General features: G+C 51.4%; 27 protein-coding genes and 1 pseudogene. 27 read left to right on the top strand and 1 reads right to left on the bottom strand.

Going from position 1 to position 16,969, the window contains the following annotated elements:
- Nucleotides 1–6 precede the first annotated feature (6 nt).
- From OGX81_RS16115 to OGX81_RS16035, 17 genes and pseudogenes are all read left to right on the top strand, one after another.
- The gene (locus OGX81_RS16115) at nt 7–318 is read left to right on the top strand and encodes a hypothetical protein (protein ID WP_286487610.1); all 312 of its coding nucleotides are present in this window, start codon (nt 7–9) and stop codon (nt 316–318) included.
- Nucleotides 315–788: a hypothetical protein gene (locus OGX81_RS16110; protein WP_286487609.1), complete on the top strand. Its 474-nt coding sequence runs from the start codon at nt 315–317 to the stop codon at nt 786–788. Before OGX81_RS16115 ends, OGX81_RS16110 begins: the two co-directional genes overlap by 4 nt.
- Nucleotides 785–1,042, top strand: a complete 258-nt coding sequence (locus OGX81_RS16105; RefSeq protein WP_286487608.1) for a DUF4752 family protein — start codon at nt 785–787, stop codon at nt 1,040–1,042. The genes OGX81_RS16110 and OGX81_RS16105 overlap by 4 nt, the downstream gene beginning before the upstream one ends.
- A complete protein-coding gene (locus OGX81_RS16100; protein WP_286487607.1) occupies nt 1,039–1,641 on the top strand; it encodes an HNH endonuclease in 603 nt (200 codons plus the stop codon). Before OGX81_RS16105 ends, OGX81_RS16100 begins: the two co-directional genes overlap by 4 nt.
- Nucleotides 1,634–1,945, top strand: coding sequence for a hypothetical protein (locus OGX81_RS16095; protein WP_286487606.1), 312 nt, complete (start codon nt 1,634–1,636; stop codon nt 1,943–1,945). Before OGX81_RS16100 ends, OGX81_RS16095 begins: the two co-directional genes overlap by 8 nt.
- A 172-nt stretch (nt 1,946–2,117) precedes the next feature.
- Nucleotides 2,118–2,318: a hypothetical protein gene (locus OGX81_RS16090; protein ID WP_286487605.1), complete on the top strand. Its 201-nt coding sequence runs from the start codon at nt 2,118–2,120 to the stop codon at nt 2,316–2,318.
- A gap of 111 nt (nt 2,319–2,429) precedes the next feature.
- Nucleotides 2,430–2,924 (top strand): annotated as a pseudogene (locus tag OGX81_RS16085) (DUF550 domain-containing protein); the annotation flags it as partial.
- A gap of 249 nt (nt 2,925–3,173) precedes the next feature.
- Nucleotides 3,174–3,431: a hypothetical protein gene (locus OGX81_RS16080; protein ID WP_286487620.1), complete on the top strand. Its 258-nt coding sequence runs from the start codon at nt 3,174–3,176 to the stop codon at nt 3,429–3,431.
- Nucleotides 3,428–5,413, top strand: a complete 1,986-nt coding sequence (locus tag OGX81_RS16075; protein WP_286487604.1) for a DNA cytosine methyltransferase — start codon at nt 3,428–3,430, stop codon at nt 5,411–5,413. The genes OGX81_RS16080 and OGX81_RS16075 overlap by 4 nt, the downstream gene beginning before the upstream one ends.
- A gap of 143 nt (nt 5,414–5,556) precedes the next feature.
- Nucleotides 5,557–5,790, top strand: a complete 234-nt coding sequence (locus OGX81_RS16070) for a DinI-like family protein (RefSeq protein ID WP_061069732.1) — start codon at nt 5,557–5,559, stop codon at nt 5,788–5,790.
- A gap of 116 nt (nt 5,791–5,906) precedes the next feature.
- On the top strand, nt 5,907–6,155 hold the full coding sequence (locus OGX81_RS16065; RefSeq protein WP_071888372.1) for a hypothetical protein: 249 nt from the start codon (nt 5,907–5,909) through the stop codon (nt 6,153–6,155).
- Nucleotides 6,156–6,189: 34 nt separating this feature from the next.
- Nucleotides 6,190–6,792, top strand: a complete 603-nt coding sequence (locus OGX81_RS16060) for a DUF1367 family protein (protein ID WP_109740547.1) — start codon at nt 6,190–6,192, stop codon at nt 6,790–6,792.
- Nucleotides 6,793–6,797: 5 nt separating this feature from the next.
- Nucleotides 6,798–6,998 carry a hypothetical protein gene (locus OGX81_RS16055; RefSeq protein ID WP_032645668.1) on the top strand — a complete coding sequence of 67 codons (201 nt, stop codon included), beginning with the start codon at nt 6,798–6,800 and terminating at the stop codon, nt 6,996–6,998.
- Complete coding sequence (locus tag OGX81_RS16050; RefSeq protein WP_109740546.1) at nt 6,989–7,282, top strand: DUF1364 family protein; 294 nt, start codon at nt 6,989–6,991, stop codon at nt 7,280–7,282. The genes OGX81_RS16055 and OGX81_RS16050 overlap by 10 nt, the downstream gene beginning before the upstream one ends.
- Nucleotides 7,279–7,635, top strand: a complete 357-nt coding sequence (locus OGX81_RS16045; RefSeq protein WP_109740671.1) for a RusA family crossover junction endodeoxyribonuclease — start codon at nt 7,279–7,281, stop codon at nt 7,633–7,635. Before OGX81_RS16050 ends, OGX81_RS16045 begins: the two co-directional genes overlap by 4 nt.
- Nucleotides 7,632–7,772 carry a YlcG family protein gene (locus tag OGX81_RS16040; RefSeq protein WP_024130418.1) on the top strand — a complete coding sequence of 47 codons (141 nt, stop codon included), beginning with the start codon at nt 7,632–7,634 and terminating at the stop codon, nt 7,770–7,772. Before OGX81_RS16045 ends, OGX81_RS16040 begins: the two co-directional genes overlap by 4 nt.
- Complete coding sequence (locus OGX81_RS16035; RefSeq protein ID WP_110123585.1) at nt 7,769–8,452, top strand: bacteriophage antitermination protein Q; 684 nt, start codon at nt 7,769–7,771, stop codon at nt 8,450–8,452. The genes OGX81_RS16040 and OGX81_RS16035 overlap by 4 nt, the downstream gene beginning before the upstream one ends.
- A gap of 89 nt (nt 8,453–8,541) precedes the next feature.
- On the opposite strand, the gene OGX81_RS16030 is transcribed toward OGX81_RS16035, so the two are convergent.
- Nucleotides 8,542–8,826, bottom strand: coding sequence for a hypothetical protein (locus tag OGX81_RS16030; protein ID WP_146209157.1), 285 nt, complete (start codon nt 8,824–8,826; stop codon nt 8,542–8,544).
- A 168-nt stretch (nt 8,827–8,994) separates the two neighbouring features.
- Here OGX81_RS16030 and OGX81_RS16025 point away from each other — a divergent pair, with 168 nt between their 5' ends.
- From OGX81_RS16025 to OGX81_RS15980, 10 genes are all read left to right on the top strand, one after another.
- Entirely contained in the window at nt 8,995–9,489 is a 495-nt protein-coding gene (locus OGX81_RS16025) for a hypothetical protein (protein WP_110123586.1), read from the top strand.
- Between the two features lie 147 nt (nt 9,490–9,636).
- On the top strand, nt 9,637–9,942 hold the full coding sequence (locus tag OGX81_RS16020) for a hypothetical protein (protein WP_012132741.1): 306 nt from the start codon (nt 9,637–9,639) through the stop codon (nt 9,940–9,942).
- Entirely contained in the window at nt 9,942–10,508 is a 567-nt protein-coding gene (locus OGX81_RS16015) for a lysozyme (RefSeq protein ID WP_286487619.1), read from the top strand. Before OGX81_RS16020 ends, OGX81_RS16015 begins: the two co-directional genes overlap by 1 nt.
- On the top strand, nt 10,508–11,014 hold the full coding sequence (locus tag OGX81_RS16010) for a DUF2514 domain-containing protein (RefSeq protein WP_286487603.1): 507 nt from the start codon (nt 10,508–10,510) through the stop codon (nt 11,012–11,014). The genes OGX81_RS16015 and OGX81_RS16010 overlap by 1 nt, the downstream gene beginning before the upstream one ends.
- A gap of 275 nt (nt 11,015–11,289) precedes the next feature.
- On the top strand, nt 11,290–11,499 hold the full coding sequence (locus OGX81_RS16005; protein WP_286487602.1) for a hypothetical protein: 210 nt from the start codon (nt 11,290–11,292) through the stop codon (nt 11,497–11,499).
- 259 nt (nt 11,500–11,758) lie between these two features.
- Nucleotides 11,759–11,959: a hypothetical protein gene (locus OGX81_RS16000; RefSeq protein WP_286487601.1), complete on the top strand. Its 201-nt coding sequence runs from the start codon at nt 11,759–11,761 to the stop codon at nt 11,957–11,959.
- Nucleotides 11,960–11,963: 4 nt separating this feature from the next.
- The gene (locus OGX81_RS15995; RefSeq protein WP_286487600.1) at nt 11,964–12,959 is read left to right on the top strand and encodes a terminase small subunit; all 996 of its coding nucleotides are present in this window, start codon (nt 11,964–11,966) and stop codon (nt 12,957–12,959) included.
- Nucleotides 12,943–14,256 carry a phage terminase large subunit family protein gene (locus OGX81_RS15990; protein WP_286487599.1) on the top strand — a complete coding sequence of 438 codons (1,314 nt, stop codon included), beginning with the start codon at nt 12,943–12,945 and terminating at the stop codon, nt 14,254–14,256. The genes OGX81_RS15995 and OGX81_RS15990 overlap by 17 nt, the downstream gene beginning before the upstream one ends.
- Before the next feature lies 1 nt (nt 14,257).
- Nucleotides 14,258–15,661: a DUF4055 domain-containing protein gene (locus OGX81_RS15985; RefSeq protein WP_286487598.1), complete on the top strand. Its 1,404-nt coding sequence runs from the start codon at nt 14,258–14,260 to the stop codon at nt 15,659–15,661.
- Nucleotides 15,648–16,760, top strand: coding sequence for a phage minor head protein (locus tag OGX81_RS15980; protein WP_286487597.1), 1,113 nt, complete (start codon nt 15,648–15,650; stop codon nt 16,758–16,760). The genes OGX81_RS15985 and OGX81_RS15980 overlap by 14 nt, the downstream gene beginning before the upstream one ends.
- Nucleotides 16,761–16,969 lie beyond the last annotated feature (209 nt).

Genomic DNA, 16,969 nt, shown 5'->3' with positions numbered 1-16,969 from the left:
ATGACGATGGCAAGCAAATCACTGTGGGCAATTGTTGATTTCCTTCGGGAAAACCAGACCATCACGCCGCGACAGGTTCAGAACCTGCTGGGATGCGACTGCAAGAAATCTCACAACCTGCTGCTTCACCTGACGCGCAAAGCGGTAGTTATTCGTACAGGCGAGCCGCATCACCCGGTTTATTCGCTGTTGCCCGGCGGAGAACTGAATATCAAGCGCTTCAAATCGACCGTGAGAAAAAACATGGTCACATCCGTTTGCCGCAACAGCGCAGCGATGAAGCGAGTTCTGGCATTTTACGGGAGAACGTCAGCATGAAATCAACGGTAGAAATAAAAATCATTGAGTTAGTGAAGTCAGGGCATGATCTGGCGAAAGAACTGCATTGTGCTGAGTCTGCCGCGCTGATTAGCGATCTGGCATCTCAACTGGAAGTGCAACTGGTACGTAGCAATGCGCTGGCTGCGGAGAATGCGGGGCTGATTAGTAGTTCTGAATGTTTACTTCATGAAGCGAGCGAAGTGTACCGGGCTTATAACAAAACACAATTGCCGGATGGCGACCTTGTTGACGAACAATGCTTGCAAGAAGTGTATGACGCCATCAACGCGACTCCGACAACCGACGCTTTCCTGGCTGAAGTGCGGGCCAGCGCTGTTGATGAAGCTTGCCTGAAAATTAGCAACGCTATCGTTAATTGCTATCAGGACGAACAAGTCGGTCTTGATGCGGCGGCAACTATCTGCGGGTACTTCGCCGCCCAACTTCGCAAAGGAGCAGCCCAATGAGCATTCTGGACGTTCTAAATACAGGCTTGGCCTTGATGGGGTGGTTGTTCATCATGTTCAAAACAGGCCAGTGGTTTGTTTCTATTGCGCTAAAGCAGTGGGATAAACGCAGAAAGCAATCTCGTCGTCAAAAAGCAGTAAACGAATTTTACGATGCGTTTGACCTGTCCAGCATCGAACCCGGAACAACGGTTCGTCTGGCTACTAAAGGCGATCTGACAATCATGATGTTTCGCCAGGAGGCCGCCCAATGAGCAACATCGACAAACATGCGCTACGTGAAGCAAAGGTAATCACAAAGGAATTTGTTGAGGAACACCTTCACTACGATGGGAAGGATTTTTTCTGGAAGAAGCGCGAACCAAGTTCATTTTCTGACAGCCGCACATGCAAGGTTTGGAATACTCGAATTGCAGGGAAACGTGCCGGGGGAATCAGTGCTCAAGGTTATGTAGAAATTCAAATCAAAGGGAGTCGATATAAGGCTCACAGATTGGCGTGGTGTCTTGTTCAAGGCGATATACCGACGAGCATGCAGGTTGATCACATTAACCACGACAGGACTGACAACCGAATACAGAATCTGCGACTTGTTGATAATCAGGGAAACCAAAAGAACTCGTCATTACGCAGGGACAACATAGGTGGTCGTACTGGCGTTACATGGCATTCAAGTAATAAGAGATGGATTGCTTACATACGAGAAAACGGCAAACACAAGCACCTTGGTAGCTTCACTGAATTCTCTGATGCTGTAAGAGCAAGAGAAGAGGCACAGTCAAGGCTTGGATTCCACACGAATCACGGCGCCGCTGGCATCCAGTCTATCGAAGGAGAGAAGAAGAATGGCTAAATCATCAGACGTGCATGACCTATTAACTGCCTACCAGAAGCAGGCGCGGAAAGTACCAGCAAAGGGCGTTTATGCGTCACGGCATCGTCAGGTTGAGGTTCAGGCGGCGCACGTACGCAAGATAATGCGCAAGCGTCGGCGGTCAGTCGGCAAGTCAAATAAGCTCGGTTGTCGCTTTACGGCGGAAATGCGCGTAGCACTAATTTGCGATATGAACTTCTGGGCGCTGGTATGCCGCTCTAACCGCCATAACGCCAATTTGACTAAAGAAGTTGCCGCCGCTGGCATTGGTAAGGGGGAGTGAGCATGAAACAGGGTGACATTATCGAAAGCGTCCACAGCGGAAACAAATTCATCATCGAATACATCTCTAACGATGGGAAAAGCTTTGTGCTTGTCTACCAGGTCGATGCTAATCAGCCATCTCGGTGTTATGCGGATTATGACATCAAACGCAGTTTCAGGAAGGTGAACCCATGACCACTATTACCAGAGAGCTTATCGCCGCATATCTTAACGGTGAAGTTAAAACGCTCACTAACAGCGAACAGAAAGAGCTGGCGCGTATCGCGTTGGCAGCGCTAACCGCAGAGCCTGCAAAGTGCGGGCATGTAAATTTGGATTGCGACGACGGCAAAGCCGTATGCCTGTCCTGTGGAAAGGTGTGGGAGGTTTAAATAATGCAATTCACCAAAGAGCAGTTAATCAAGCGCCTGGAAGAGCAAGATTCGGCGGCGCGTTATGCGTTAAGTTTTGTGCAGGACAGTGAAATCCTGCGAGATATTGAAATGGATTTGCGCATTACTGAAATCGCGCTGGCATCGCTTGACGTTGGCAGCAACAGCAACCCGGCGCCCGGCCCTCTCTCAAATTACCGCCTGCGCCGCATCAGCGACATCCTGAGCAAAGCCGCAGCACAACGCGACGGCGGTAACATCGGTTACGCAATGTCTGATGCTGTGAAGGTGATTGATGAGGTGCTGGAGTCGATAGCCCGCGAACAAGTACGCCGTGAACATGCAGCATGGTCACAGGCTACTTTCGGCGATGTCGGTCCAGTGGGGCCGTTAAAGCACCTATCCAAAGAAGCGCTCGAGGCGGCTGCTGAACCAGGCGACCTGAGCGAATGGGCTGACATGCAGTTCCTGCTGTGGGACGCGCAGAGACGTGCCGGCATCTGTGACGGTGAAATTACAGCAGCGATGGAAGAAAAACTGAAGGTGAACATGGCGCGCCAGTGGCCTGAGCCAAAAGACGGTGAGCCGCGTTTTCACATCAAAAAAGCACCGCAGCAGGAGGGGTGAGGTGATTACTTATCTTTTTTTCGGTTTCCTTGTTGTTTGCACTCTGTTTTGCATGGTGATGTTATGGCGGGTGGTCAAGGTGGCAGAGTGGCGACTCAAGGCCCTGGAGATGAGTGCTGATGATTATCGGGCACTACCTGAATTTCATAAGATGTTGTGGATGATTTGGATATGGAGGCTAGAACGCTTCCCGAGATGTAATAAGCGGGCATGGCGGGAGGTGAAGTGATGGATCAACTTCTGCAATACGCCACCAATCGGATTATAGAGCTGGAAAACCTGCTGCTGGTGGACGTTGAGGAAACGGTCTGGCCAGCAGAGGTTCAGATGGTTTTTAGTCAAATCGAAAACGCCGGGAGTTTCCCGGCGCACCACCAGCGCCGATTGCAGCACCACATCAACAGAATGTGGCTGGAAAAAATGCCGGTTACTTCGATTATTGCCGCAGCGTGCTCGCTGGCTGGCGCAATGGAGAAATACGCGTGAGAAATAGCGAAATCATTGTTGATAACTTTGCTGGTGGCGGCGGTGCCTCCACTGGAATTGAGATGGCGACTGGCCGTAGTGTGGATATTGCCATCAATCACGATCCTAACGCCGTGGCGATGCATACCACCAACCATCCGGACACGTTGCATTATTGCGAATCTGTTTACGATGTCAGGCCGAAAGTAGCGACTGCCGGGCGTCCGGTGGCGCTGGCGTGGTTCTCGCCGGATTGCCGTCACTTTTCAAAAGCCAAAGGTGCGAAGCCGGTAGAGAAAGCGATCCGAGGTCTGGCCTGGGTAGTTCTGCGCTGGGGGCTGGATGTAAAACCCAGGGTGATGAAACTGGAGAATGTCGAAGAATTTAAAACGTGGGGCCCTTTGCTCGCTGGTGAAATGAGGCCAGACCCTGACCGTGCTGGAGAAACTTTTGAGGCGTTCATTTGTATGCTGACTACTGGCATCCGGGCTGACCACCCGGCACTTGCGGAGTGCTGCGAATTTTTGGGTATTTCTCTTGATAGTGAAGACGCCGCGAGGCTGATCAAGGGTCTTGGCTACATCGTTGAGTATCGCGAGTTGCGCGCCTGCGACTACGGCGCGCCGACGATTAGAAAGCGGTTCTTCATGGTTATGCGTTGTGACGGGAAACCGATTGTGTGGCCAGAGCCAACACATGGCGATCCGAAATCACCGGCTGTCCAGGCTGGTAAGCTGGCTCCGTGGCGCACAGCTGCGGAGTGTATCGACTGGTCAATCCCGGCACCTTCGATCTTCGACCGCAAAAAGCCACTGGCAGTGAATACGCTCAAGCGCATAGCGCGCGGCATTCAGCGTTTCGTAATCGACAGCGCGTCGCCGTTTATCGTGAAGTGCAACCATACCAGCACCAAAACGCATTACGACTGCTTCCGGGGCCAGTCGCTGGAAGAACCGCTGCAGACCATCACCAAAACGCATGGTTATGCGGTTGCCGTTCCTCACCTGACGAAGTTCCGAACAGGCGCGACAGGGCAGGATGTCACACAACCAGTCCCGACAATCACCGCCGGCACATCGCGGCGCCCGGGGGGGAATGGTCATGCCCTCGGCATTGTTGAGGCCGCGCTTACACCGTTCCTGGCTGGTAACGGTGGCAGTGAGTACCAGGCAAAACCGCGACCGCTGGATAAACCCGCTCATACCATCTTAAAGCAATCACGTGCCTGTCTGGTTGCGCCAGTCATCGCTCGCCAGTTTGGGGCCAGCATCGGTCACCGGGCAGACGAACCGAGCGCGACGATTACGGCGGGCGGCGGCGGTCATTCACAGCTGGTGACGCCAACGTTGATCCAGATGGGTTATGGCGAAAGACCGGGGCAGGACCCGCGCGTGTTGCAGCTTGAAAAGCCGCTGGGTACAGTAACCGCTGGTGGTAACAAGTTCGCCGTGGCCAGTGCATTTCTGGCGAAGCACTACGGCGGCAACTATACGGGGCCGGGCGTCGGGCTGGATGAACCAGTCCACTCGGTGACGACGGTCGATCATCATGCTGTTGTAGCTTCTCACCTGGTAAAACTGCGCGGCACCTGTCGCGATGGTCAGCCCACGAGTGAACCAATGCCGACAGTTACGGCCGGTGGTCTGCATGTCGGGGAAGTCAAAACCACACTGGCGGTCGAAGACTACGACGAACAGCGCGCACAGCAAACGCTGGCGTTCCTGCGTGAATACTGCGGAGAGGAATGCACCGGGATGGTCGACATCGACGGGATAACGTACCGCATCGTCGATATCGGTATGCGCATGCTTCAGCCGCACGAGCTCTATCGTGCACAGGGTTTCCCTGACTGGTACATCATTGATCAGGATTATCGCGGCAAGCGCTACGCCAAAGATAAACAAGTGGCCCGCTGCGGCAACGCAGTCCCGCCACCGTTCGCTGAAGCGCTGGTGCGCGCAAATTTGCCGGAACTCTGCCAGGCGAAAGAAATTGCTGCCTAAAAACATCATTCAATTCAACCCGCTACGGCGGGTTTTGTTCTTTTCTGCTGACAATAACTTAACAATTCGTGCTCTTAAACCATTGATCATTTTCTCTCATAAGTATACTGTATAAAAATACAGTATGTGCAATGGAGGCTATTATGAAAGTTGAATTAACCATTGATCGCACTAAAGAACTTCCAAAGGGTGCGCTGCCAGCACTGGAGAAAGAACTACTGAAGCGCCTTAATCATCAGTATGAGGATTGCAGTCTAATAATTCGGCGGGCTGGTTCTGACGGTTTGAGCGTTTTCGGGGCTGATAAGGACGACAAAAAGAAAATTGAGAAGATCCTCCAGGAAACCTGGGAAAGCGCTGACGACTGGTTTTACTGACATTGCGCTTGGGGCTGGCGCGCATTTTCCAGAATACCGCAATTTGCGTATCCCTTTGATGCTGCTGCCGACAATTTTTAACCGCGTCTGTATGTCGCTCGTAGGGAGAACAGAATGTGAGTAATTCAGCTTTACAAGCGTCAGAAGATAACTGGTATGACATTGTAAGACGGTCTGACGGCTGCGTGGTATTTAGCTTTCCTTCGTCGGGCCGGCATCTTATCTATCGTGTAAATGGCATCGTATCTATGCGGCCTTTGCTGGATGATGAAGAAGTCTTTACTCCCAATAGCTTTGTGCAATTTATTCGTCGTCTCGGCTACCGGGTAACGCCACCTTCTGATAATATGAAATCAACGGTCTGAACAGCCGTTAACCTGCTGCGCCACGGAGAATACCATGGCGCACGAACTACAACTCATCAAGCAGTCCTCAGGAATCCTGATCCCCGCGACGCCGGAGACCAGCGATATTTTGCAATCAAAAATCAAGCTCGGCGCTGTGCTGGTAGCTGAGTTTCGCCAGGTGAGGAATCCTGCATTCCATCGCCGTTTCTTTGCGCTCCTGAATCTCGGGTTTGAATACTGGGAACCAACCGGTGGCGCTATCTCTTCGAATGAACGCAAACTCGTTAATGGTTATGCCAGATTCCTTGCATCATACGGCGGCAATGAAAGCGCTCTGCTGGATGCTGCTGAGCAGTATCTGGAGCAGATCGCCAGCCGGCGTATCACGAACGGCATAAGTCTGTGTAAATCCTTCGACGCTTACCGCGCATGGGTGACCGTCGAAGCCGGGCACTATGACGCAATCCAGTTACCTGATGGAACTCTCCGCAAACATCCCCGTAGTATCGCCTTCGCGAACATGGACGAAAACGAATTCCAGGATCTGTATAAATCTGCTCTGGATGTGCTCTGGCGCTGGATATTGTCCCGCACTTTCAACAGCAGGGAAGAGGCCGAGAATGCCGCTGCGCAACTCATGAGCTTCGCGGGGTGACGGGAATGAAGAAGACCTGGTTCCATCATACCGATTGCACAACCCAGCAGGCCGAAGAACTCATGGCGGAATACCAGCGCCGCGGCGTGAAGGTAGAGCGCAACCTGAACTCAGATTATCTCACCTGGACCGTCAGCGCCCGGCTGCCTGAAGGCAATAAACCACCGCGTATAAATCGCCGATGGCAAAACCGGATATGGGGGTGAGCGTGGCTATTTATCGCAGCAAAAAATGGCTCGCCGCCGTCGGGCAGATCGAGCGTTGTGTTCTTTGTGGAGCATGGGGGACGCAGGTGGCACATCGGAACGAAGGGAAAGGCATGGGATTAAAAACCGATGACTGTGCGACAGCTGCGCTCTGCATTTGCTGTCATGACAGCATTGATAACGGGAATAAGCTGAACAGGGAGGAGCGTCGGCAGCTTATGGACCGCGCGATTGTTCTGACAGTGATTGAAGTTGCCCGCCGTGGGCTGGTGGTGCCCGTATGAAAATTTACGAAATTACGCCGATTGGCAAGCCCCGAATGACTCAGCGTGACCGATGGCATAAACGGCCAGCAACAGCAGCGTACTGGGCATACAAAGCGCAGGTTCGTCTGCTGGGCATCGAGTTACCGGAAGCTGGTTATCACATCACATTCGTTATCCCCATGCCCCAAAGCTGGAGCAAGAAGAAGCGAGTCCGACACGCCGGGAAGCCACATCAGCAGAAACCAGACAAGGACAATCTCGAAAAGGCGCTGCTGGATGCAGTGTTTGATGAAGATAGTCACGTCTGGGATGGCCGGGTTACCAAAATCTGGGGTGAGAAAGGGCAGATCATCATCGAGGAGGCAAAGTGAAGCCTGAAGTTATTGAGTCTCTTCGCTGGCGCTGGCTGCGTCTCCGTATTTATCGCTATCGTGGATCTTTTCCGGTGGCATACCGCATCCTTCGCAATTACATCCGCATTCAGCAGAAAGCAGGGGAAAATCAGTGAAAAATTTATCCTATATTCGTCAGCAACTGATTACAGCCACGGCAGATCTGAGCGGCGCGACAAAGGGACAGTTAATGGCCTGGCTGGAGAACGCGCAGTTCGATACGAATACTTACCCCCGCAAGAAGTTGCGTGTACGCGATGAAGTTACGGGAAAACTGATAACGCTGAACAACCCTCCGATCCCCGGAAAACAATCACACGCCAAAGGATCGCATATCCCGCTGGTGCAGCCGGTCGAATACTCCACTGCTTCATGGCGTCGGGCGCTAATGTCGCTCGACGAGCATCAAAAAGCCTGGTTGCTCTGGAATTACAGCGAAAGCACATGCTGGGATCACCAGGTAATCATTACTCGCTGGGCGTGGGAGCAGTTCAGTAAGCAAATGGGGGGGAAGCGCGTGGCGAAAAAGACAATGGAGCGTCTGCGACAGCTTATCTGGCTGGCAGCGCAGGATATGAAATCGGCGCTGGCAGGGCGTGAGCAGTATCAATATGCCGACCTCGCGGCGCTGGTGGGGGTGGAGGATAAAAACTGGTCCAAGACCTTTACAGCGCACTGGGTGGGTATGCTCCGACTGTTTGCTGAACTGGACAGGGAATCATTACTATCAGCAACCAAAACACGTTCGCAGCAAAAGGCGACAAATTGTGAGCAAGGTATTGCAAAAGTAGATTAAAACGGCTATATTTCGTGTAAATCTGATATTGTCGCCATAGCTTTGATTGTCGACAGAATTAAGAGCCCAGGGTAAACGCCTTGGGCTTTTTAGTATCCATGGAAGAAGTAACGAATTTTAAGTCCGATTAGCCTCAGAACAGGCCAGACATAACGCTGAATTACATGTAGTACTGGCGGGACGACTAAAACAGCACCTGTTACACATAATGCATATACAGATGAATCTTTGGCAATTAATGAATATCTTAAATCCAATGTTTCTAGATTAATTGCATTGGTTGTGCTTGATGCTACAAAGCCAGCAACAAAAACACCGATAAACACATAAATCGATATGGCTATGAGCTTTAATAATTTCCAAATGATTTTCACAGTAGCTACCTATTGATTCGTATCTTCTTTTTACACAAGAACAACCCGTTTAGCTAGCGTGTAGGTCGCTTTGTTCTAAATAATACCCAGCTCGTTGCCTTACCCTCATCTTCCCGGCCTGTCGCTGGCTTTTTCTATTTTAACTGGTTTCAATGCGAGGTATCTCATATGCTGATCCGTGACCGTTCAAACATGGAGGCTGCAATGAATCTTACCCTTCGCGATTTGGTAGAAAAGAGGAAATTGGTTACAGACGCGGCATGGAAGCGTCAGGAGTTTTTGCAGTTAAAAGTGCATCAGCTTACAGGAGAATACAAAGAATCACTGGCGCTGACTGATGGTGATGAAAAAGTTGTCCAGACGGGCATTATTGGGCCTGATGGGCAATTCGAAGCATGCCGGTATCCACAACTAGAAACTAATGATGACCATGAATTATTCTTCATCATCAGGACAGACCTTTCCGATTCATCCGGTGAAAAACACTGGTGTGATACTCATCTAAAAATGTGGAAGATCAGGGATAACCTCCATGTTGGCGTTGAAGATTCCAGTAGCGACATCATCATTATCCGGGGTGAGCCTGAAGGTTGTTTCGGTGAGGTAGTAGCCGCAATAAAAGAAAGTATCGTAAGAACATTCGTTTCTGCAATGCCCGATTGATCTCCGCTTAAAAACACTCCAGCCCATGCAAATGCGTGGGCTTTTTATTTTGGTCGCCAGAACGTCATTCACTTTGTGCTTTGTCGTAAATCCACCGGGCGGCCTTTCCCTTACACACAGCCTCCGAAAAACGCGAGGTAAGAGACCATGAGAATGAACGATCACTCAGGGAACATTTTCACGCAGTTTTTCGCGTGGGTTGGAACCCTCGCGGCAGCATTGGGTTTTACCACACAGGATATGGTCTACATGTTCTTTGGTGCTGTCGGCCTGCTTATTTCTCTGATCTCTTACGTAAATGGCCGAATTGATGCCCGTCGTAAACGCAAAGAAGACGAGAAGCGCACAGCCATGATCCGCGATTACCTGGATGGAATCAGTGATAAACCCATTGCTGAACGCCCGGCTGCTGTAAGTGTTGTTGCCGACGCGCTTACTAAGGCAGGTGAATGATGAATCCTGCATTAAGAAAATATGTGTGGTCCGCAGTAGGCGGTGGGGCAATTGCAATATCTTCTGCGCTGATTACCGGCCCGACTGGCAATGATGGTCTTGAAGGTGTGCGATATCAGCCTTATCGCGATGTGGTCGATAAATGGACTGTCTGCTACGGGCACACCGGGAACGACATCATGCTCGGCAAGACCTACACAGAAACTGAGTGTAAGGCGCTGCTCAGCAAAGACCTGAACGCTGTCGCCCGTCAGATTAACCCGTATATCAAAGTACCGATCCCCGAAACTACTCGTGGGGCGCTTTACTCGTTCGTCTACAACGTCGGCGCTGGAAACTTCAAGACCTCAACGCTCCTGTACAAAATCAACCAGGGCGATATCAAAGGCGCATGTGAGCAGTTAAGGCGCTGGACTTACGCTGGCGGAAAGCAGTGGAAAGGGCTGGTCACTCGCCGCGAGATTGAGCGTGAAGTGTGTCTGTGGGGTGAGAAGCCGCAAAAACTCAGCGATGGATTTGGGTCACTTAACTCAGGAACGCCTGCAACAACGCCGGGAGTGTTCTGATGAGTCCTAAATACCGGGTTGTTGTCGTGTTGCTGCTGGTGGCTGGCGCGTTTATCACCGGAAATGTCTGGAGCGATCGGGGATGGGAAAAGAAGTGGGCAGAACGCGACAGCGCGGAGTCGTCACAGACAGTGAACGCACAGACCGCCGCCCGCTGGATTGAACAAGGGCGCATAATTGCCCGTGATGAGGCTGTAAAAGATGCACAAGCACAAGCCGCTAAATCTGCTGCCACTGCTGCTGGCCTGTCTGCCACTGTTAACCAGCTGCGCACCGAAGCAACAAAACTTGCCACTCGCCTGGACGCCGCAAAGCACACCGCAGATCTTGCCGCTGCCGTCGGAAGCAAAACAACCAGCACTGACGCCGGAATGCTCGCCGACATGCTCGGAGATATTGCAGCAGAAGCTAAACGTTATGCTGGAATCGCTGACGAACGCTACCGCGCCGGAATGACGTGTGAGCGCATTTACGACTCGGTGAGAGAGTCAAATAACCAGAAATAACGGAGGCGCATGTTTCTAATTTTCATTCTTCTGTCGATATGGCTCTGTCGGCAACCGGAGAAACCGAGTTGGTATGAAACTGGCTCACCACTTTCAATGCTGATGCTCATTTTTGAGTTGGAGGCGCGCGGTAAAGGGCTGCGTTGAGACTAGAGCCGAATCATTACAGAAGCTCTTCACTGAGGGGCTTCGATAATGGATAAATGAGATTGAATTTTTGTCGATAGACCCAATATCCTTGTTTCCACAGATTGGCTGTGGTTAAGGAGATAAGCATGCTTGACGGTTATTACGGAGTGCCAGATCTTGGTGCAACAAAAGAAGAACATCAGAGGCTGCTCGCGGTGAAGGCTGCATTAGAAATTGCCAAAGCATCAGCTTCCTCTTCGGCTGCAGATGGAGGCTCAATGTATAACGATTTGTCTTTCGCAAAAGAGAGCATCTCAGGCCTCGCAGATGCGATTCAGGCCGCATTAAAAGGCTAATAGTATCAAGTTTTCATAACCGCCTCCGGGCGGTTTTTTATTGTCATACCCATAGCGCCGATTCGTCGCAGTCTCCACGCCAGAACTATGACCGCAGCCTCCCTGAGGAGGATTCTCCCTGCGCGAGTGGGTGTGGTTATTCAAAAACGGATCACACCGGGTTTTCCTCGCGATGGTAACGCGAGCTTTTACCTTCATAGCGGCCAGCCGGAGCCGTGGTGGGCGAATCTGGTTCCTTACCTTTTCAGAGAGCAGAGAAATGGCAAAAAACAATGAACTGGAGGCGCAGAGACTGATGTTGCTTGGTGCAGTTTCCACGCTCGATGAGCATATTCGTAATGAGATTTTTGAACTAAAAAGTAGTCTTCTCAAGTTGTGTGAAAACGCGAGCGAGAAAGAATACGCCATGACTGCCATCTCATTAGCTGCACTGGATATCCAGAAAGAATTATCGGAGTGATCACATGGCAAAACCGGACTGGGGCGAGCTTCAGCAACGGTTCCTGTCCGACAATGCCGCTACCGGCGTATCACCGAAGGATTGGTGTGAAGCGCAGGGACTGAATTACGCAACAGCCCGCCGATACATAAAAAGACCAACTGCGCAAAATGCGCAAAAACCTGCGCAGAAGAAATTGCGCACTGCGCAAAAGGAAAAGTGCGCAAAAGAGCTGGTGGATGATGACGACCTTACTGCTCAGCAGCGTTTATTTGTTGCGGAATACCTGAAGGACAATAACGCCACGCAGGCTGCCATTCGCGCCGGGTACAGCAAGAAGACTGCTGAACAAATTGGTTATCAACTTCTTCAGAAAACTTCAGTTGCGCAGGCAATTGCGCAGCAGCAGAAAGAATCGTTGATGCGCACACTCGGCAGCGCAGACGAGGTGCTTGCGCAGATGTGGCAACTCGCCACTTTCGATGCAAACCAACTTTCGCAATATCGTCGTGGATGCTGCCGCTACTGCTGGGGCTTTGGTCATCAGTATCAATGGCGTGATGCTGTTGAGTATGAAGAGAAGCGACTTGAAGCAGTTGAGCGAAAGCGTCGCGAGCCTTTGGATGATGGCGGCTACGGCTACAACCACAAGCGCGAGCCCAACCCCGATTGCCCCCGGTGTAATGGTGACGGTATCGGGCAACCCTTCTTTGCCGATACCACGAAGTTGCCAGCTGATGCCGCCCTGGCATATTCCGGCGTTAAGCTCGGCAAGCACGGCGTTGAAATTACCGCGATAAGCCGCGAACGGATGTTTGAAGCCGTAATGAAGCGACTCGGACTGGCGGACAGTGAATTTGCGCAGCGACTTCAACAATTGGAAATTGAACGACGACAATTGGAGGTTGACCAACTTCGACGGGAGATAGCCCTGGATAAAAACCCAACGGGATTTGAAGAGGATTATCAACTTCAGCCAATAACTCCCGATGAGGAACCTCCAGATGATCCAATCCTCTAATAGCGATGCCGTCAGCCTGACACCGAAACAGGCAAATATTTACGTCTGGGGCTGGCAGCGTTCAGCGCGTTTCAGGGATGCTGTATGTGGTCGCCGATTTGGTAAAACATTCCTGGGCAAAGCGGAGATGCGCAGAGCCGCCAGACTGGCGCAGAAATGGAAAGTCAGCGTAGAGGATGAAATCTGGTACTGCGCGCCAACCCAAAAACAGGCAAAGCGTGTTTTCTGGCGGAGGCTGAAACAATCAATACCTCCACACTGGCGGGCATCGAAGCCGAACGAGACCGAATTATCGATCACACTCAAAAGCGGCCACATAATGCGATGCGTCGGGTTGAATAACTACGATGATTTGCGTGGTTCCGGCTTGTTTTTCGTGCTGGTGGATGAATGGGCGGATTGTCCCTATGCAGCGTGGGAGGAAGTATTGCGCCCGATGCTGTCGACATGTCGGTATATCGTAAACGGTGTGCAGTATATAGGCGGGCATGCTCTTCGAATTGGCACACCCAAGGGATTCAACCATTGCTATGACTCATGGCTTGCCGGGCAGGACAACCGAGAACCCGATCATAAAAGCTGGCTTTATACTTCTGTGGATGGCGGAAATGTCCCGCCTGAAGAGCTTGCAGCTGCTCGCCGGCGAATGGACCCTAGGACATTCAGGCAGGAATATGAAGCCTCTTTCGAAAACTATCAGGGCGTTGTCTATTACTGCTTTGATCGCCGTAAAAATCATACTGATGAGATCGTTAAACCTGGTGAAGCGCTTCATATTGGCATGGACTTTAACGTAGGGAAAATGGCGGCAGTGGTATACGTGCTGCGTGATGGACTTCCCCGCGCTGTAGATGAGTTTATGGATATTTTCGATACTCCCGCAATGATTGAAGCGATTAAGACGCGGTATGCAGAGGGGAAACACACAATCAGTATTTACCCTGATGCTTCGGGGAAAAACCGGAAGTCCAGCAACGCCAGTGAGTCCGATATTTCTCTCCTCTATGATGCCGGATTCTCTGTACTGGTTAACGACAGCAACCCGGCAGTAAGGGACAGGATAAATGCGGTTAACTCTATGTTTTGCAATACCTACGGTGAGCGCAGGATGATGGTTAACACGGTAACCTGCCCGAAATTCACTCAATGCCTTGAGCGACAGGTTTATAACGATAAAGGGGAGCCTGATAAGAAAGGCGGCTTTGACCACGGCAATGATGGCGGTGGTTATCCAATCGTGTTCCTGTTCCCTGTTAACGCTACAGCGTTCGACATCACCCTCGATACGACATTCTGATATGGCAAATAATGATATTACCTTTGTCCGTCCTGAGGTCAGGGCGGCGTTGCCCGTGTGGAAAAAAATTCGCGATGTTTGTAAGGGGGCGGATGCCGTTAAGGCTGACGGGAACGCGTATCTCCCGTATCTCGATCCCTCCGATAAATCAGCGCGAAACAAAAAGCGCAATGAGGCGTACATTGAAAGAGCAGTTTTCTATGCGGTAACGGGGAATACGAAAATCGGCCTGATGGGCCTTGCCTTTCGTAAAGACCCGACTCTGACCGCACCGGAAAAGCTCACTTACGTTCAGAACAATGCTGATGGTGCCGGGACAAGTATCTACCAGCAGGCGCAGCAGGTTCTGGAAAACGTCCTTGAGGTGGCTCGTGATGGGCTTTACGTTGATTATGCCAGCGCCAGCGATGAAGCCATTATTCTCCGCTATCTGGCAGAGAACATCATCAACTGGCGCACGGAAAGGATCAACGGACGCGATCAGCTAGTGCTGGTGGTGCTGCGCGAGTGCATTGAAGAGCCTGACGGTTACGGATTTCAGGAACGCATCCAGTATCGTGAACTGGCGCTGGAGGAAGGGAAGTTCGTTTGCCGGGTCTGGCGCAGGTCCGGTGATACGCAATCCGGGGCGTATGAAATCGATTCCGAATATTGGCCTAAGCCCAAAGGGGAAAAATACTGGAATGAAATTCCGTTTACGTTTGTTGGTGCGCAAAATAACGATCCGACAATTGATGAATCCCCACTTGCAGCGCTGACAGAAATCAATCTGGGTCATTACCGGAATTCCGCTGACTATGAGGACAGTGTGTTTTTCTGCGGTCAGGTGCAGCCGGTTATTACTGGTCTTGATACAAACTGGCGAGACTGGTTGCAAAAGGCTGGCATTAAAGTTGGTTCCAGAACGCCATTCTTACTTCCGAAAGACGGAAGTTTCACCTACGCACAGGCGCAACCTAATACCCTCGCTAAAGAGGCAATGGACAGCAAGCGTGATTATATGGTGCAGCTCGGAGCCCGGTTAATTGAGCAGAATTCTGCCGTCAAAACAGCCACGCAAGCTACCGGAGAGCAGACATCATCGACTTCTGTTCTGGGTATCTGCGCAGCGAACGTCACCGAAGCCTATGGTCGCGTTCTCGCGTGGTGCGCGCGCTATCTCGGTGTGAAAAATGAAACACCGACATTCGTTATCAGTCAGGAGTTTATCGCCAGGGTGGCTGAGTCAGGGATAGTCACAGCTATTGTTGCGGCATGGCAGTCCGGCGCGATTCGTGATTCCGATATGGTACGCGCGTTGCAGAAACTGGACATCATTGACCCCGCTGACAGCGTTGAAGATGTGATCGACACAATCCGCAATCAGGAGCCAACGTTGATCGGAGGCGGTAATGGCGACGGTTAACGAGCAACTGCGTGACGAGTCCATAGCGCACGCTATCTGGATTAGTCGTTACAGTACCGGCGTTGCCAACAGGATGGTAAAGCTGCTCAACGAAAGTGATGCTGAGCTGACAGCGCGCCTGCTGGTGGCTATGGATGGGCTTGATGCAGACAGTTTCACTGTAACGCGCCTTCAGGCATTACTCGCCAGTGTCAGAGCGGTGAACCATCAGGCTATTCAGTCAATGCTTCAAGGGTTGTCCGCAGAACTGAACGAACTGGCACAGCATGAAGCTGGGTATCAGTTGAGCCTGTTTGATTCTCTGCTGCCTGATTTTGTGACCAACGTTCATCCTCTGGTGGGTATCTCTCCTGACGCGGTGTATGCCGCAGCGATGGCGCAGCCGTTTCAGGGGCGATTACTCAGCGAATGGACGTCAAACCTCGAAGCGGATCGCCTGAACCGCATCAGCAATACAGTGCGACAGGGCTTTTTGCTGGGCGATACGAACGAGCAGATAGCGCGCAAGGTTCGCGGTCACGCTAATCGCGGCTATCAGGATGGCGCGTTACAGATGAGTCGCGCCAATGCAGCCAGTATCGCGAAAACGGCGGTGGGGCATCTTGCGGCGACGGCGCGTAACAGTTTCGCTGAAGCCAATAACGATCTGATGAAGGGTAAGCAGTGGCTTTCCACCCTGGACAACCGAACGACGCAGATGTGCAGGATTCGAGACCGCCTTAAGTACACGCTTGATAACAAGCCGATTGGTCACAAAATCCCTTATCTGCAGGGTCCTGGAAAAATTCATTTCTGCTGCCGCTCTACTGAAACCTTCATCCTCAAATCAGCGAAAGAACTGGGTATCGATGTTCGCGATATTCCGCCAGGCACTCGCGCCAGCATGGACGGACAAGTTGCCGGTGATACAACTTATCAGGAATGGTTCTCGCGCCAGTCGTTCGATCGCCAGAAGCAAATCGTTGGCGAGAAACGCGCCCGGTTGATTCGTGATGGTGGCATGTCTCCTGATGAGTTCTACACCGATAAAGGCGAATGGCTGACGCTGGCGCAGTTGCGGGAACGTGACGCACAGGCGTTTAAAGAGGCGGGGTTGTGATATCTTATTTAGACCAACAGGAGGTGATAATGATTATCCAGTTAATCACAATAGCCTTAGGTCTGGCTGCAATAGCTATATCCAGTCGTTCAATTTATGAAATGTGGAAATTCGAACGGGAATACAAAAAGAAAGGTCGCTAAGGCGGCCTTTTTTATTATCTGAAATTCACAACAGGCTGCCTCCGGGCGGCCTTTTTTATTGGGCCA

The organism is Citrobacter sp. CK206, assembly GCF_030333125.1.
Taxonomy (GTDB): domain Bacteria; phylum Pseudomonadota; class Gammaproteobacteria; order Enterobacterales; family Enterobacteriaceae; genus Citrobacter_B; species Citrobacter_B koseri.
This window is presented reverse-complemented; position numbering and strand designations above follow the sequence as displayed.

Coding starts and splice junctions, on each gene's coding strand:
- OGX81_RS16080 (WP_286487620.1), top strand. CDS start 3,174: ATGGATCAACTTCTGCAATACGCCACCAATCGGATTATAGAGCTGGAA.
- OGX81_RS16100 (WP_286487607.1), top strand. CDS start 1,039: ATGAGCAACATCGACAAACATGCGCTACGTGAAGCAAAGGTAATCACA.
- OGX81_RS15985 (WP_286487598.1), top strand. CDS start 14,258: ATGGCAAATAATGATATTACCTTTGTCCGTCCTGAGGTCAGGGCGGCG.
- OGX81_RS16060 (WP_109740547.1), top strand. CDS start 6,190: ATGGCGCACGAACTACAACTCATCAAGCAGTCCTCAGGAATCCTGATC.
- OGX81_RS16050 (WP_109740546.1), top strand. CDS start 6,989: ATGGGGGTGAGCGTGGCTATTTATCGCAGCAAAAAATGGCTCGCCGCC.
- OGX81_RS16070 (WP_061069732.1), top strand. CDS start 5,557: ATGAAAGTTGAATTAACCATTGATCGCACTAAAGAACTTCCAAAGGGT.
- OGX81_RS15990 (WP_286487599.1), top strand. CDS start 12,943: ATGATCCAATCCTCTAATAGCGATGCCGTCAGCCTGACACCGAAACAG.
- OGX81_RS16000 (WP_286487601.1), top strand. CDS start 11,759: ATGGCAAAAAACAATGAACTGGAGGCGCAGAGACTGATGTTGCTTGGT.
- OGX81_RS16010 (WP_286487603.1), top strand. CDS start 10,508: ATGAGTCCTAAATACCGGGTTGTTGTCGTGTTGCTGCTGGTGGCTGGC.
- OGX81_RS16090 (WP_286487605.1), top strand. CDS start 2,118: ATGACCACTATTACCAGAGAGCTTATCGCCGCATATCTTAACGGTGAA.
- OGX81_RS16025 (WP_110123586.1), top strand. CDS start 8,995: ATGCTGATCCGTGACCGTTCAAACATGGAGGCTGCAATGAATCTTACC.
- OGX81_RS16115 (WP_286487610.1), top strand. CDS start 7: ATGGCAAGCAAATCACTGTGGGCAATTGTTGATTTCCTTCGGGAAAAC.
- OGX81_RS16055 (WP_032645668.1), top strand. CDS start 6,798: ATGAAGAAGACCTGGTTCCATCATACCGATTGCACAACCCAGCAGGCC.
- OGX81_RS16015 (WP_286487619.1), top strand. CDS start 9,942: ATGAATCCTGCATTAAGAAAATATGTGTGGTCCGCAGTAGGCGGTGGG.
- OGX81_RS15980 (WP_286487597.1), top strand. CDS start 15,648: ATGGCGACGGTTAACGAGCAACTGCGTGACGAGTCCATAGCGCACGCT.
- OGX81_RS16095 (WP_286487606.1), top strand. CDS start 1,634: ATGGCTAAATCATCAGACGTGCATGACCTATTAACTGCCTACCAGAAG.
- OGX81_RS16105 (WP_286487608.1), top strand. CDS start 785: ATGAGCATTCTGGACGTTCTAAATACAGGCTTGGCCTTGATGGGGTGG.
- OGX81_RS16005 (WP_286487602.1), top strand. CDS start 11,290: ATGCTTGACGGTTATTACGGAGTGCCAGATCTTGGTGCAACAAAAGAA.
- OGX81_RS16020 (WP_012132741.1), top strand. CDS start 9,637: ATGAGAATGAACGATCACTCAGGGAACATTTTCACGCAGTTTTTCGCG.
- OGX81_RS16045 (WP_109740671.1), top strand. CDS start 7,279: ATGAAAATTTACGAAATTACGCCGATTGGCAAGCCCCGAATGACTCAG.
- OGX81_RS16110 (WP_286487609.1), top strand. CDS start 315: ATGAAATCAACGGTAGAAATAAAAATCATTGAGTTAGTGAAGTCAGGG.
- OGX81_RS15995 (WP_286487600.1), top strand. CDS start 11,964: ATGGCAAAACCGGACTGGGGCGAGCTTCAGCAACGGTTCCTGTCCGAC.